The organism is Natronosalvus caseinilyticus (genome assembly GCF_017357105.1).
In the GTDB taxonomy this organism is placed as follows: Archaea; Halobacteriota; Halobacteria; order Halobacteriales; family Natrialbaceae; genus Natronosalvus; species Natronosalvus caseinilyticus.
This window is the reverse complement of the sequence record NZ_CP071596.1, coordinates 142,405-155,851: the sequence shown is the minus strand read 5'-3', so window position 1 is coordinate 155,851 and position 13,447 is coordinate 142,405. Positions and strand designations below refer to the sequence as shown.

13 protein-coding genes and 2 pseudogenes are annotated in these 13,447 nt (G+C 67.6%); 7 read left to right on the top strand and 8 right to left on the bottom strand.

Annotated features, from left to right (window positions below):
- Positions 1-298: 298 nt before the first annotated feature.
- From J1N60_RS00755 to J1N60_RS00740, 5 genes and pseudogenes are all read left to right on the top strand, one after another.
- On the top strand, positions 299-925 hold the full coding sequence (locus J1N60_RS00755) for a DUF309 domain-containing protein (RefSeq protein WP_312909885.1): 627 nt from the start codon (positions 299-301) through the stop codon (positions 923-925).
- 74 nt (positions 926-999) lie between these two features.
- The gene (locus tag J1N60_RS00750; RefSeq protein WP_312909883.1) at positions 1,000-1,857 is read left to right on the top strand and encodes a DUF8054 domain-containing protein; all 858 of its coding nucleotides are present in this window, start codon (positions 1,000-1,002) and stop codon (positions 1,855-1,857) included.
- A gap of 100 nt (positions 1,858-1,957) precedes the next feature.
- Positions 1,958-3,214, top strand: a complete 1,257-nt coding sequence (locus J1N60_RS00745; protein ID WP_312909882.1) for an aminotransferase class V-fold PLP-dependent enzyme — start codon at positions 1,958-1,960, stop codon at positions 3,212-3,214.
- Between the two features lie 169 nt (positions 3,215-3,383).
- Positions 3,384-3,563: pseudogene (locus tag J1N60_RS20745) on the top strand (hypothetical protein); the annotation flags it as partial.
- Positions 3,564-3,766: 203 nt separating this feature from the next.
- A complete protein-coding gene (locus J1N60_RS00740) occupies positions 3,767-4,189 on the top strand; it encodes an iron-sulfur cluster assembly scaffold protein (protein ID WP_254158352.1) in 423 nt (140 codons plus the stop codon).
- A gap of 149 nt (positions 4,190-4,338) precedes the next feature.
- Here the strand turns inward: J1N60_RS00740 and radA are convergent, their stop codons facing one another.
- Both radA and J1N60_RS00730 read right to left on the bottom strand, forming a co-directional pair.
- The gene (gene radA, locus J1N60_RS00735; RefSeq protein ID WP_312909879.1) at positions 4,339-5,370 is read right to left on the bottom strand and encodes a DNA repair and recombination protein RadA; all 1,032 of its coding nucleotides are present in this window, start codon (positions 5,368-5,370) and stop codon (positions 4,339-4,341) included.
- Positions 5,371-5,521: 151 nt separating this feature from the next.
- Positions 5,522-6,628, bottom strand: a complete 1,107-nt coding sequence (locus J1N60_RS00730; RefSeq protein WP_312909878.1) for a PQQ-binding-like beta-propeller repeat protein — start codon at positions 6,626-6,628, stop codon at positions 5,522-5,524.
- 137 nt (positions 6,629-6,765) lie between these two features.
- Here J1N60_RS00730 and J1N60_RS00725 point away from each other — a divergent pair, with 137 nt between their 5' ends.
- Positions 6,766-7,698, top strand: coding sequence for a metallophosphoesterase family protein (locus J1N60_RS00725; protein ID WP_312909876.1), 933 nt, complete (start codon positions 6,766-6,768; stop codon positions 7,696-7,698).
- A gap of 31 nt (positions 7,699-7,729) precedes the next feature.
- Here the strand turns inward: J1N60_RS00725 and J1N60_RS00720 are convergent, their stop codons facing one another.
- Complete coding sequence (locus tag J1N60_RS00720) at positions 7,730-9,028, bottom strand: cytochrome P450 (RefSeq protein ID WP_312909874.1); 1,299 nt, start codon at positions 9,026-9,028, stop codon at positions 7,730-7,732.
- 84 nt (positions 9,029-9,112) lie between these two features.
- Between J1N60_RS00720 and J1N60_RS00715 the strand changes: the two genes are divergently transcribed.
- On the top strand, positions 9,113-9,760 hold the full coding sequence (locus J1N60_RS00715) for a helix-turn-helix domain-containing protein (protein WP_312909872.1): 648 nt from the start codon (positions 9,113-9,115) through the stop codon (positions 9,758-9,760).
- A 32-nt stretch (positions 9,761-9,792) separates the two neighbouring features.
- Here the strand turns inward: J1N60_RS00715 and J1N60_RS00710 are convergent, their stop codons facing one another.
- From J1N60_RS00710 to J1N60_RS00690, 5 genes and pseudogenes are all read right to left on the bottom strand, one after another.
- A complete protein-coding gene (locus J1N60_RS00710) occupies positions 9,793-10,269 on the bottom strand; it encodes an HPP family protein (protein WP_312909870.1) in 477 nt (158 codons plus the stop codon).
- 156 nt (positions 10,270-10,425) lie between these two features.
- Positions 10,426-10,830 (bottom strand): universal stress protein, encoded by a 405-nt coding sequence (locus J1N60_RS00705; RefSeq protein WP_312909868.1) that lies wholly within the window; start codon positions 10,828-10,830, stop codon positions 10,426-10,428.
- A 162-nt stretch (positions 10,831-10,992) separates the two neighbouring features.
- Positions 10,993-12,162, bottom strand: coding sequence for a DUF7118 family protein (locus J1N60_RS00700; RefSeq protein ID WP_312909866.1), 1,170 nt, complete (start codon positions 12,160-12,162; stop codon positions 10,993-10,995).
- A gap of 72 nt (positions 12,163-12,234) precedes the next feature.
- A pseudogene (gene hisI / locus J1N60_RS00695) lies at positions 12,235-12,594 on the bottom strand (phosphoribosyl-AMP cyclohydrolase); the annotation flags it as partial.
- A gap of 134 nt (positions 12,595-12,728) precedes the next feature.
- The gene (locus tag J1N60_RS00690; protein ID WP_312909864.1) at positions 12,729-13,253 is read right to left on the bottom strand and encodes a type IV pilin N-terminal domain-containing protein; all 525 of its coding nucleotides are present in this window, start codon (positions 13,251-13,253) and stop codon (positions 12,729-12,731) included.
- Between the last annotated feature and the right edge of the window lie 194 nt (positions 13,254-13,447).

Below are 13,447 nucleotides of genomic sequence, written 5' to 3'. Positions count from 1 at the left end.
GAGACGATTGACGCGGATGTGATGGTCGGCCAGGCAAGACGCACGGTTGGGCGGTCCCTACTATCCGCAAACGACCGCATACTCTTGTGGTGCGTCCTCGTCGATTTCCTCACCGCTCGATCGGCGGCGGTGGCCGTCGGTCGCCTCGAGGCGGCTCGACCCGGGGCGGCCGTCGACCAGAACAGCCGATCAGTCGATACGGACGGTGGGCTGCTCGTCCCCGCATCGCTGACCTGTCCGCCCCGCCGGAGGCGGCACGTATCCGGCTTTTTATGCGCTCGGCCCGATACCCACGGCTATGCGCGACGCGCTCCGGGCCGGCATCGCCATCTACAACGATGGTTACTACCACGCCGCCCACGACGCCTGGGAGGCCCACTGGCTCGACCTCGAGGCGGGTACCGACGACGAGCGCCTGCTCCACGGGTTGATCCAGTTCACCGCGACGATCCACCACGCCCGGAACCGAAACTGGACGGGGGCGACGGGGCTGGCCGCGAGCGCCCACGAGTACCTCGAGGACCTGCCAGCGGAGTATCGGAGGATCGACGTGGCTGCCGTCCGCCGCTCCCTTCGAACCCTCGCGAGCGATCCAGAGGTGATCGAGCGCCGTCGCCCACCGGCCCTCGAGCACGCTGGCGCGGCGCTCGAACTGGCGGATCTCGACCTCGAGGCGACGTTCCTGGCGGCGGGCGTCCTGGCCGAGGAGTTCGGCTACGACGAGACGGTCCTCGAGGACGCGGTCGCGTTCGCCCGGGCAGACCTCGAGGCCGAACGGGCGACCAGTCGCTTCCTGGCACTGGTCCAGGACTTCGTCCGCGAATCGGCCGACCGCGCGCTGGTGTACGATCGGCTCTCGGCTCACGTCGAGCGCCGCCGAGCGAAGCGGCGGGACGTCGAGGGGTTGTTCGATCCTGACCTGTGACCGACTAAACGGGCGCGTAGGTGGATTGATGAACCACCGACGTATTTTTTATCCCACCAGTCGACGTGACGAACATGTCTGCAGGCCTCTCTCGAACGATCGACCGACTGCGCCAGCCCGAGTACACGGGCGAGAATCGGTGCACGCCGTGTACCGCCGTCAACGTCGTCATCGCCGGCATCCTCGCGGTCGCCGTCGGCGTGGTCGTCCCACTCGCGGGCATCGCGGTGTTCGCCGCGTCCGCGTTCGCGATCTACGTTCGCGGCTACCTCGTGCCTGGCACGCCCGCGCTGACGAAACGGTACTTCCCCGACTGGCTTCTGGCGAAGTTCGACAAGGCGCCGGCGGGGTATGGGCTCGAGACCGACTCCGAACCCGACGCCACGGCGGGCCACGGACCCGACCCGATCCACGAGCGCGAAACGACCCTCACCCCGGAGGAGACGCTGCTCGAGGCGAACGTCGTCGAACCCTGCGCCGACGAGGACGACCTGTGTCTCCGCGAGGGCGTCCGAGACGAGTGGCACGAGCGCATGGACGCGGTTCGGGACGGTGACCGACCCCAGCAACTCGGCCCCCTGCTCGAGGCCGACCCCGAGGCCATCGAAGTCAGCGGCGAGCACCCGGACGATCCAGTCGTCGTCCGCGTCGACGGCTACGTCGCCGCCCGCTGGGAGTCCGACGCCGCCCTCGTCGCCGACCTCGCCGGGCTCGAGGTGCTCGCCGAGCGCGTGCCGGGGTGGGAGACCCTGCCCGCCGATCAGCGGAGCCAGCTCGCGAGCGGACTACGCGCCTTTATCGAGACCTGTCCGGCCTGTGGCGGGGCCATCTCGATCGACGCCGAAACCGTCGAGTCGTGCTGTCGCTCCTACGAGGTCTACGCCATCACCTGCGACGACTGTGAGGCGCGCTTACTCGAGGTCGACGCCTGATCTCGGACCGGCTCGAAGTCGTACCGGTCCCCGTCTCAGATCGCGGCGAACCTGCAACCGACCGAAGGAGTGTTTTGTCTCCAGCGCCTGTCTTCGCGTAATGAGCCACCAGCACCAGCGCGAAGGCGTCGACCCCCTCGACGTCGCGTCCGTCCGCGAGGACTACCCCATCCTCGAGCGCGAGTTCGACGGGAGTCGGCTCGTCTACCTCGACAACGCGGCGACGACCCAGACTCCTGACCAGGTCGTCGACGCCATGAGCGACTACTACCGTGAATCGAACGCGAACGTCCACCGGGGCATTCACCACCTCAGCCAGGAGGCCTCGATTCTCTACGAGGAGGCCCACGACCGGGTCGCCGAGTTCATCGGAGCGGCGGGTCGTGAGGAGATCATCTTCACGAAGAACACGACCGAGAGCGAGAACCTGCTCGCGTACGCCTGGGGACTGACCGAGCTCGGCCCCGGCGACGAGGTCGTTCTCACGGAGATGGAACACCACGCCTCGCTGGTCACCTGGCAGCAGATCGCAAAGCGCACCGGGGCCGACGTGAAGTACGTCCGGATCACGGACGACGGGCGCCTCGACATGGACCACGCTCGTGACCTCGTCACCGACGACACCGCGATCGTCTCGGCGGTCCACGTCTCGAACGCGCTCGGGACCGTCAACCCCGTCTCGGAACTGGCGAATCTCGCTCACGACCACGGCGCCTACGCGTTCATCGACGGGGCACAGGCCGTTCCGAACCGGCCCGTCGACGTCGAGGCCATCGACGCCGACTTCTACGCCTTCTCGGGGCACAAGATGGCCGGCCCCACCGGGATCGGCGTCCTCTACGGGAAACAACACCTGTTCGAGGACCTCGAGCCCTACCTCTACGGCGGCGGAATGATCGAAAAGGTCACCTTCGAGGACTCGACCTGGGCCGACCTCCCCTGGAAGTTCGAACCCGGCACCCCGCCCATCGCCGAAGCCGTCGGCCTCGAGGCGGCGATCGACTACCTCGAGGACATCGGTATGGACCGCGTCCGCGCTCACGAGGAGGACCTGGCGAGGTACGCCTACGACCGGCTGACCGAGTTCGACGACATCGAGGTGTACGGCCCCGAACCCGGCCCCGACCGCGGCGGCCTGGTGAGTTTCAACCTCGAGTCCGTCCACGCCCACGACCTGGCCTCGATCATGAACGATCACGCGGTCGCCATCCGCGCGGGCGACCACTGCACCCAGCCGCTGCACGACAAACTCGGCGTCGCGGCCTCCGCGCGAGCGTCCTTCTACGTCTACAACACGCGCGAGGAGGTCGACGCGCTCGTCGAAGCGATCGACGGCGCGCGCGAGTTGTTCGCCTGAACGCGTTTTTCGGCTCGAGCGTTCTCTCACGCGAGTGGCGCCGTTCGTCACCCTCAGACGAGCGAGTATGGGCGCCTTGTCGCCTGGAAACGAGTAACACGCCGAGAAACAATGCAACGATTCGGCTTTTCCCTCGAGCGACGGTAGGTCGGGCGTCGAAGTGAGTACGATGATAGAGACGACTCGCGAGCGACCGGTCGGCAATCGCATCGTTGCAACCCTCGAGACCGCCATAAGCGGCGGTTCGGTCCTCTCGAGGCACGACCTCACGCTCGGGATCATTCCGTCCGCGTACGCGGTTGCGCTCGCGGCAACGATTCCGACCGCGTTGTCGGTTCTCCAGTCGCTGGCAGCGGCCTCGACCGTCGGCCTCCTCGCCATCGCCGACGCGTGTTGTGTGCGCCCGCCCGAGACGAACGAGCAAGTTGGCGACCAAGACCAAGACCACGACCGCTCGTCCGAAACCCCACCGGCCCGCGAACCATCTCCGGGCCGTTCGCTCCCGAGCGCCCCCGGAACCCTTTTCCACGCCACCGACCTACGTCTCGGCAAATGGGACTCGGCTCCGATATGTACCGGCAGCAGATCCTCGACCACTACAAGAGCCCCCGCAACTACGGGGAACTCGAGGACCCCACGTTCACCCACGTCGGCGAGAATCCGATGTGTGGCGACGAGATCCGCATGGACGTCGTCCTCGCCGACGACGGCGAGACGATCGAACGGGTCGCCTTCTCCGGCGACGGCTGTGCGATCAGCCAGGCGTCGGCGAGCATGCTCTCGACGGAGCTGCCGGGCACCACGATCGACGAACTGCTCGAGATGGACCGCGACGACATCGTCGACATGCTCGGCGTCGAAATCTCGCCGATGCGGATCAAGTGCGCGGTGTTAGCCGAAAAGGTTGCCCAGGACGGGGCTGAGATCTACCGCGGCGAACTCGAGGCCGAGAAGACGACGACCGAGGACGACTGACGGACCGACACCGACGCTCGTTTTTGCTACCGCCACGCGTCGCTAGCGAGAGCGCCGCCACCTCGTTCGAGCATAGATAGCGAGCGCTCGCAATGTTCGAAGAACGGGCCGGAGAGGAAAAGAGCGGTGCGAGTTGGCCTACGACTGGCCTATTCGGGCTTCAGTCCGCCGTCCTGGACGCGCATGACGGCCTCGCCGTCGGCGAGGTTGGGGGCGTCGACCAGCTTGACGATCCGCTTGTCGCCCTTGGACTTGCGGAGGTACATTCGGAAGGTGGACTTGTGGCCGAGGATGTTGCCACCGATGGGTTTCGTCGGGTCGCCGAAGAACGCGTCGGGATTGGAGGTGACCTGGTTCGTGACGATGACCGCGGCGTTGTAGAGGTTGCCGACCTTGTCGATGTCGTGGAGGTGCTTGTTGAGCTTCTGCTGGCGGTTCGCGAGGTTGCCACGGCCGACGTACTCCGCCCGGAAGTGGGCGGTCAGCGAGTCGACGCAGAGCAGGCGAACGGGGAACTCCGAGTCCTCGTGCTCGCCGGCAATCTCTTTGGCTTTCTCGGCCAGCAGCATCTGGTGGTTGGAGTTGAACGCCTTCGCGACGTGGATCTTCTCGAGCATGTCCGCGATGAGTTCGTCGACTGCCTCCTCGTCGCCCGCCGATCCCTCGATCTCGCGGTCCTCGAGGGCGGCGTCGATGGCCTCCTCGGGGAGTCCGCGAACCATGTCGTCGATTCGCTCGGGACGGAAGGTGTCCTCGGAGTCGATGAAGATGACGCTCCCGTGGAGGCCGCCGACCTCCTTGGGAAGCTGGACGTTGACGGCCATCTGGTGGGTGACCTGGGACTTTCCGGCACCGAACTCGCCGTACACCTCGGTGATGGACTGGGTTTCGATGCCGCCGCCGAGGAGCTCGTCGATCTCGTCGATGTTCCAGGTGAGTTTACCGATCTGGTTTCGGCGCTCGAGGACGGTCGAGCCGGTTTCGAAGCCACCGATGTCCGCAGCGTCGCGGGCCGCGCGGACGATGTCGCCCGCGGTGGACTCGCCGACGTCGGCGGTGTTCGACAGTTCGGAGGGGGAGGCGACGGCCAGACTCTGGTAGGAGTCGTAGCCGGCTTCGGTGAGTTTGTCTGCGGTTGCCGGTCCAACGCCGGGGAGCGTCTCGAGGTCTACGTCTGCCATACCCGGTCGTTGTGCCGGATGGGGTATAAACCCTCGTTAACAGTAGAGTGTAAGTGAAAGTGGTGGACGTGAAGGGGGCGTTCTCGAGCGGGAGGCGAGAGTTTCTATAGGAAGGGGCGCGCCGAGGGGCGTACGAGGCAGTACTGTCGGTTCACCGATCGGCGTCCCACGCGAGACAGCGAAGCCGACCCCCTTCGTCCCCGACGAACAGACAGGCGCTCGAGGGTTCGTCGTCGAACGAGTCCACCTCGAACGCGGGCGCGGGCGTGCTCGCGATTCCCGCCTCGAGCGGGATGTGCCAGCGGAAGTCCGGATCGTCGGCGTCCACGCCGTAGAGGCCGCCCCCGCGGTCGCCGACGAGGACGACGTCGCCGACCACGATCGGATCGGTGGCGGGCGCGTCGTCGAGCGGGAGGCCGGGTTTCGAGAACAGGAGTCCGCGGAGTTTGCGATTGCCGAACGTCGTGTCGGTCACGTGGAGGGTATCGTCGTCGGCGGCGACGAAGAGCGTGTCCGCGCCCTCGAGGACGGTCGGCGCCGAGGTGAACGCGCCGTCGAGTGTGTAGGTGAACCAGGTCTGGCCCGTCTCCGCGTCGAGTGCGAGGACCGTCCCGCTCTCGTCGGCGACGTAGGCGCGGTCGTCCGCGAGCGTCGGGCCGCCGACGACGACTCCGTCGGCCGGAGCGCGCCAGACTTCCTCGCCCGAGTCGCGGTCCATCGCGGCAACCGACTCGTCCTGGACTGCGACGTACGCTCGCTCGTCGTCGACGGCGATGGCGCCGACCGGCGGGGCCTCGAGGTCGGCCGTCCAGATTTCTTCGCCCGTCTCTGCGCGAATCGCGGTGATACCCTCGGCGTCTCCCACTAGCAACAGGCCGCCCGCGAGCGTCGGCGGCGTCGTGTAGAGCCCCGTCGCCTCGCGCGTCCAGCCGGGGTCGCCCGTTTCGGCCTCGAGCGCGACCAGCGCGTCCTCGAGACAGCAGTAGACCTGGCCGTCGACGGCGGGAGTCAGGAGCGTCGATGCGTCCGTTTCGTACACCCAGCGCCGTCGGCCCTGGAAATCGAGCGCGTAGAGGTCTCCGCCGGTCGTTCCGACGTAGACGCCGTCCCGGCCGACGACGGGCGGACAGCCGACCGGATCCCGGAGATCGGCCGTCCAGCGCTCGACGGGCTTTCGACGGAGTTCCTCGAGGCTCGCGTCCACCTCGAGTCGAGCCGTCTTGCGCTCGTCGCCGCGGTACTGGTTCCACTCGGTCACTGCTCGATGCATGTGAGGCGGGGACGATAAGGCCGACGGAACGGGGCGGTTCGCCGCTTGAGACCCCAGTGCTGCGCGAAAGTGGTGAGAAATACCCGTGCGAAGCGTTATCCCGCTCCTCGTGGTTCGCCAGCACGATGGCTCGCCTCCACGCCGGCCAACTGCTGGCTCGCCTCGAGCGGCCACGAACCTCGGAACCGACCACGCTCGCGGTGGGTTCGGACGTACACCTGGCGACCGACGCGACGGGCACGTGGAAGGTCTTTCACCGGACCGAACGCCACCTCCGGGCGGCCGTTCAGGCGGTCAACGAGCGCGACGTCGACGGCGTCCTCCTCGCGGGCGACCTGACGCGAAACGGGACGCGGGCGGAGTTCGACCGCTTCGACGAACTCGCGACGTTCGACCCACCGACGGTCGCGATTCCGGGAAACCACGACGAGCCGACGACCTTCGACGAACGCGAGTCGCTGCCGGTCGAGGCCTTCGAGGCGCGTTACACGCCCGACGGCCTCCCGTTCCGGGTTCGCGTGGGTGGTCTCGAGGTGATCGGCCTCGACAGTCACGCCGCCGAACCCGACTCGCCCGCCGAGACCTGGGACGGACGCGTCGACGCCGAGACGCTGATGTGGCTCGACGAAACCCTCGAGACGACGCCCGCCGACGCGACGCTCGTCGCCATCCACCACAACCTCCCCGCGACCGGCCGACTCTACGAGCGCTGGCGCGACGAGCTGCCCGTCGAGGGGCGCGTCCCCGGTTTCTCGAACCCCGAACCCCTGCTCGAGGTGCTCGCCGACCACGACGTCGGCCTGGTGGTCACCGGCCACCTCCACTTTCCGGCGATCGAATCGAGCGACGACGTTCGGGAACTCACCGTTCCGGCCGTCTCCTCGTTTCCCCACGCCCTGCTCGTCCTCGAGGTAGACGAACGCGGGACGGCCGTCCGCCAGGTGCCCCTGACCGACAGCGACGGGATGGTCGAGTCGATCGCCCACGGCTACGAGAAGGATCGAGTCCTGCTCTCGGCGGCCCAGCACGCGGCGTACCCGCTGCTCGAGGAGTGGTGACCTGGGAACGTGGCGGCGCGGTACGTTCCTGCTATCGCCGGACGCGAACCGGGACAGGTCCGTCTGGACGAGACGTCAGCGCCGGCGTCGGCGACCACTCGGTTTCGGGCGTCGCCTCGAGCGAAACCGTCCGCAGGATCGTCGCCAGCGCGAGTCGTAACTCGAGGAGGGCGAACCGGCGGCCGATACAGGCACGCGGCCCGCCGCCGAACGGGAAGTACGCGAAGTCGGGGTAGGCGTCGGGGTCGAGCCACCGATCCGGACGGAACGAACGGGGCGCGTCGAACAGGCGTTCGTCCCGGTGGATGCCCCACTGGGGCAGGCAGATCCTCGTACCCGCCGGAATCTCGTAGCCGGCGACCACGTCGTCAGTGGCGGCCTGCCGGAAGAGGAGGTACGTCGGCGGATAGAGCCGAAGCGTCTCCTGGATAGCTCGGTCCGTGCGAGGCAACGCAGTACCAGCGTCGATGGTCTCCGGTTCGCGCACTTCCTCGAGCACGCGCGCCTGTTCGTCCGGGTGGGTCGCCAGCAATGCCATCGCGTACGTGAGCGCGATGGCGGTCGTCTCGTGACCGGCGAGCAGCATGGTGAGGAGGTGGTCGCGGACCCGTTCGTCCGATATCGCGCCATCGTCGGCCGCCGCGAGTAGCGTTGCACAGAGATCGGCTCCGGAATCCGGCGACGCGCGCCGGCGATCGAGCAGATCCGCGACGACGCCGTCCAGGTCGTCAACGGCTCGTCGGTAGCGACGATTCGCCGGCGTCGGCACCCAGAGCGGGACCTCGAGGGGCACGCTCGAGGGTTCGAACCGGCCCGTGATGGCGTCGGCACCGCGGGAAATCGTCCGCATCTCCTCGACGCCCTCGACGCCGAAGACGACCGTTCCGACGATCGACAGGGTGAGCTCTCGTGCCCACTCGTATGCGTCGACGCGCTGGCCGTCGGACCAATCCCGGACGAACCCGTCGGTTCGCTCGAGCATGACCTCGCCGTACGCCCGCAATCGACCGGGATAGAACGCTGGCTGGACCTGCTCGCGCCCGCGCTCCCAGGTTCCATCTCGCGCAGTCAGGAGGCCGTCGCCCAGGAGCGGACCGAGCAGGTTCCGTTCACGAGGGTCCTTCTCGTAGCGGTCGCGCTCGGTGACGAGGACCCGTTCGACGAGCGCGGGATCTGCGTAACAGACGAACGAGAGCCCCGGCACGGAGACGCGAAAGACCGGACCGTGGTTGACCACGGCGTTCTCGACGAACCCGAACGGGTCTCGACCGATCGACAGCGCGTTCCCGAGCAGCGGGAGGCCGCCGGGCGCGGGTATCGACTCGTTCATACTCGAGTTCGGTGCGCCTCGGGGCGTAGCCCTGGTGCCGGTTGGACACGGTGTTTTATATATAGTGGGCGAACGCTTCCCCTCATGCACTACGCTCGCGTTCGTATCGCTGCGTCGGGTCCGGAGACGCCCGTGACGGCCCTGGCGGCCCACGAGGACGTCGACGCGGTTCACCTGCTCGCTGGCGGCGTCGCTGACACGGACACGCCGACGTACTCGCTCTCGATCGACGGCACCGCGGCGGCCGTCCGTGCCGTCCTCGAGGCCGAGTCCGACGTCCTGGAGTGGGACGTCGCCGGTGCAGAGGCGGGCTCGGTGTTCGCCTACGTCAGGTTCCGCGCACCGCCGGCGGTCGGCGCGCTTCGAGAGCGACTCACCCGAAAGAGCCTCGTCGTCCTGCTGCCGGCGACGTTCCGGGCGGACGGGAGCGTCGAGCTGACAGTCGTTGGCACCCAGACGGACCTTTCGACGACGCTCACCGACCTTCCGGACCCGCTCGAGGCGACGATCCTCGAGGTCGGCCCGTACCGCGCCGATCGGCTCGCGGGCGGCCGATCGTTGACCGCTCGTCAGCGTGAGGTTCTGGCCGCCGCGTTCGAGCACGGTTACTACGACGTGCCGCGAACGGCGAGCCACGAGGACCTCGCGGCCGTCCTCGAGTGCGCGCCGAGCACTGTCGGCGAACACCTGCGGAAGGCCGAGCGGCGCCTCGTCGAGAGCGCGCTCGAGTGAGCGACTAGACGCGTTCGAGTACGCGGAAGCCGTCAGCTGGTGACAGCCAGTATCGACCGATGAACCCCGACCAGCACCGCCACCGCGAGCACGATAAACGCTCCCTCGAGGACCGTCGAGAGCAGCCCCAGCGAGACGATTAGCGTGGTCGCGCACGCGGGCGGGTGGCGGGTGTCCGTCGCGAGCATGCCGCCTGCAGTGGCCGTCGTCGCGAGTACGCCGCTGGTCGCCAGGCGCAGTCCCTCGAGCGAGGCTGGCTCGTAGGCCACGGTCATAGCGGAGTCGCCGGCGACGACGTGATAGGCGACCAATCCGGCGACGACGCCGATGAGGTGGCCGCCGACGACGCGCCGCGGACGGGTCGCCTCGCTGCGTTCGAAGAGTGCGAGGACGAACGCCGAGGGGCCCAGGCTCGGAAAGAGGAGGGGGAGTCCGGAGAGCCACGCGAGCGCGCCGGTCACGGCGAGTAACAGGCCGGTGTGAAGCGTCGTCCCCACGCGGTCGTCCATCACCCGTCATTTTGATTGCGGATAAAAAGGAACGCCGGTTTCGCCCGCCGCTCGAGAACGGTATTACTATAAAATATATAGCATTCGCCCTCCCTCGAAACCCGACCATATCGGAACGACCCGAAGGGGGACGACAAATCGGATTCCGGCCTCGAGTCAGACGATTGTCACCGGAACCTCGACCCGCCGGGCGACGCCCTCGGCGACGCTTCCCAGCAGCATCCGCGAGACGCCGGAACGGCCCTCACTTCCGACGACGACGCCGTCGACGTCGTTCGAGCGCACGTACTCGAGGATAGCGTCGACGGGGGTCCCCTCGAGCACTTCGAGTGCGACGTCACCCGCGTGGCCTTCGACGAGTTGGCGGACGTCTCCGAAGAACGCGGGTTCGTCCTGGTCGCGGGCTGCCTCGGCGGTCGGTCCGCCGCCGTAGCCCGCTTCGAGATTGTCGACGACGTGGATCACCGTCACTCTTGACTCGGGAAACGTCGAGAGTGCGTACTCGAGGGCCGCTCTGGCCGGCTCGGAGTCGTCCATGGCGACGAGGAGGTGTCGACTCACGTCCGTAGCGTCGACCGTTGCGGCCAAAAATCCTCGTGCGCGTCTCGGATCGGTGCGCCGGTCGTCGCGTTCGATTACGACCGTTGGCCACTTCGAGTTATAACGGTCCCTGCTCTCGAGTCACGACGGTCGCCGCCTTCGAGGGCTATCTGTCTGCGAGGGCTACCCGTCCGCGAGCAGTTCCTCGAGCTCCTCGCGTGCGTCTCGAACCCCCTCGAGTTCCGCATCGATGTCCCGATTCTGGAGGCGCTCGCGTTCGGCCGCCGAGAGCTGGTCGAGCGCGCTCGCGGCAGTCTGGAGGCGGTCGTAGTCGTCGTCGAACGTTCGTTCCCGCACCGCGAGCAGGCACTCGACGAGTTCCTGTCCGCCGACGCGTTCGACCAGCGGTCGTCGGTCCCGGATCGCGTACCGCAGGCTCGTCGCGTCCGCGGGCGGCCACGACAGCGTCAGCGGCGTCGCGTCGATCCGCTCGAGGTACGTCTGGCGTGTGGCGATTCGCCGCTTGAGTTCGTCCGGGTCGTCGACGTAGTGATCCAGTTTCGACCGGGAGTACCCCGCGTACTCGAGGAGTTCCGGGACCGAGTAGGTGCCCGCGTCGTTTTCCTCGACGTACTCGCGCAGCTCCGGCGGCGGCGTCTCGAAGTCAACGAACGGCCGGAGTCGGCTGCGCTCGAGCAGGTTGAACACCGTCCGCGCAGACTGGTCGTACAGGAACGACTCGAAGGCCTCCCGGATCGACTCGTTGTAGGCATCGATGGGGTCTCGAAGGCGCTCCACCGGGGCCTCGAGGTCGGCGTCGGCGAGCGAGCGCAGTCGCTGCAGATTCGAGCGTTCGTCCTCGAGCGCGTCGACCTGGTCGATCGCCGCCTTCCTCGCGAGCGTCAGTTCTTCCTCGGCGGCCGCGTACTCCTCGAGCAGGTCGACGAAGCGCTCGGCCGGTTCGAGCGCCGCTTCCGCTCGCTCGAAGTCCGACTCGTGCAGTCGACGCCTGTCGACGGCCTCGAACGACGCCTCGAACGCCTCGCGGTGGGGGAGGTCCGCGGGTAACCCCTCGACGAGCGTCGAGTACTCGCCCTCGAGGTTGATGTAGTGCTGGAACGTCTCCCGCCCCGTGCCGGTCGCCAGGTCGACGTACCGGTCGAGGAGCCTCGCGGCCGTTCGGTAGGCGTCGGCTCCCGTCTCGACGGTCTCGCGGCCGCCGGCCTCGTCGATCGCCGTCTTCGCGGCCTCGAGACGCTTGCTGGCGCGCTCGAGTCGCTCTCTCGCTGCGTCGGCGTCGGCTCTCGGGTTCGATCCGTCGTCCGTCGTCGGATCGTGAGCGGCGTCTGGCATCGGTCCTCAATCGCCCTCGCTGTCGTCTTCGATGCCATTTTCGCTGGCGTTTTCGCTGTCGCCCTCGCTGTCGTCCCCGTCGTAGACCGCGTCCGGATCGAACACCCGCTCGCCGACGTGTTCGCCCTCGACCGTCCGATAGAAACACGATCGGTGGCCGGTGTGACAGGCGCCCCCGGTCTGGTCGACGAGGTACAGGAGGGCGTCGGCGTCGCAGTCGACGCGCACCTCCTCGACGGACTGGGTGTGGCCGCTCGTCGCCCCCTTCTCCCACAGCTCCTCGCGGCTCCGCGAGTAGTAGTGGGCCCTGCCGGTCTCGAGGGTCGCCTCGAGCGCCGCCGGTGAGACGTACGCGAGCATCAGCACTTCCCCGGAGTCGGCGTCCTGGGCGATGGCGGGTACGAGTCCGTCGTCGCCGAAGTCCACGTCGATCCGCCCCTCGAGGCCGGTCTCGTCGGCCCCGCCGGTCCCGCCGCTCCCGTCTCTGGCCGGAGTCGGTTCGGTCATACTCGCTTCGATGACCGTTGGGGCTATGGGTCTTTTGCTGACTCCTCGAGCGGTGGTCATCAGCAGGCCTCGGCCACGACCCGCGCGACCGTCCCATCGTCGTTCGAGAGGTGAACACGAACGACGGCCCCCTCCGCGAGCGCCGGCGAGTTCGTCGCGGCGAGACGAATCGTCGCGCGTTCGCCGACTGTCCAGGTCGGATCGGTTGCAGCGTTGAACGGCCCCGAGGGAGAGCCACGAAACCCCGTCGCCCCGACGAACGGCACCGGCGGCTGGTGGGCGAGCGGTTCACCGTCGACGGTTACCTCGAGCGTCAGGTCGCGGACGTCGAGTGCGTCGCCGCCTGCGTGTTCGAACACGAGTTCGTTCCGGTCGGTGTCGACCTCGAACTCGATGGCCGCGGTGGGTGTATTGGGCACGGGTGAGAGCGACCCCATCGCCGTCGCGACGGTTGCCGCCAGCAAGACCGTGATCGCGATGAGCAAGATCGTCCCGACGAGTGGGCTGACGGCTCGATCGCGGTTGCTCTCCAGGTCGACCGGAGAAGCCGATCGAGCGTCCGTCACGGGTCGAATCGTCGACACGGCCTATCCTGGCCGCGGCTTCGAATATAAATGGTCGGCCGACTGCTCTACGAGGGATCGATGTGCGAGGCGGCGAGTTGCGTGGCATCGCTCGCGTCGTTTCCCGGTGGTACTGACCTGCTGTGGGACGGGTTTCTCGAGGTAGAAGACCGACGGCGGGCTGTCGCGACAGGTCTCTCGAGGTACTGGATGGA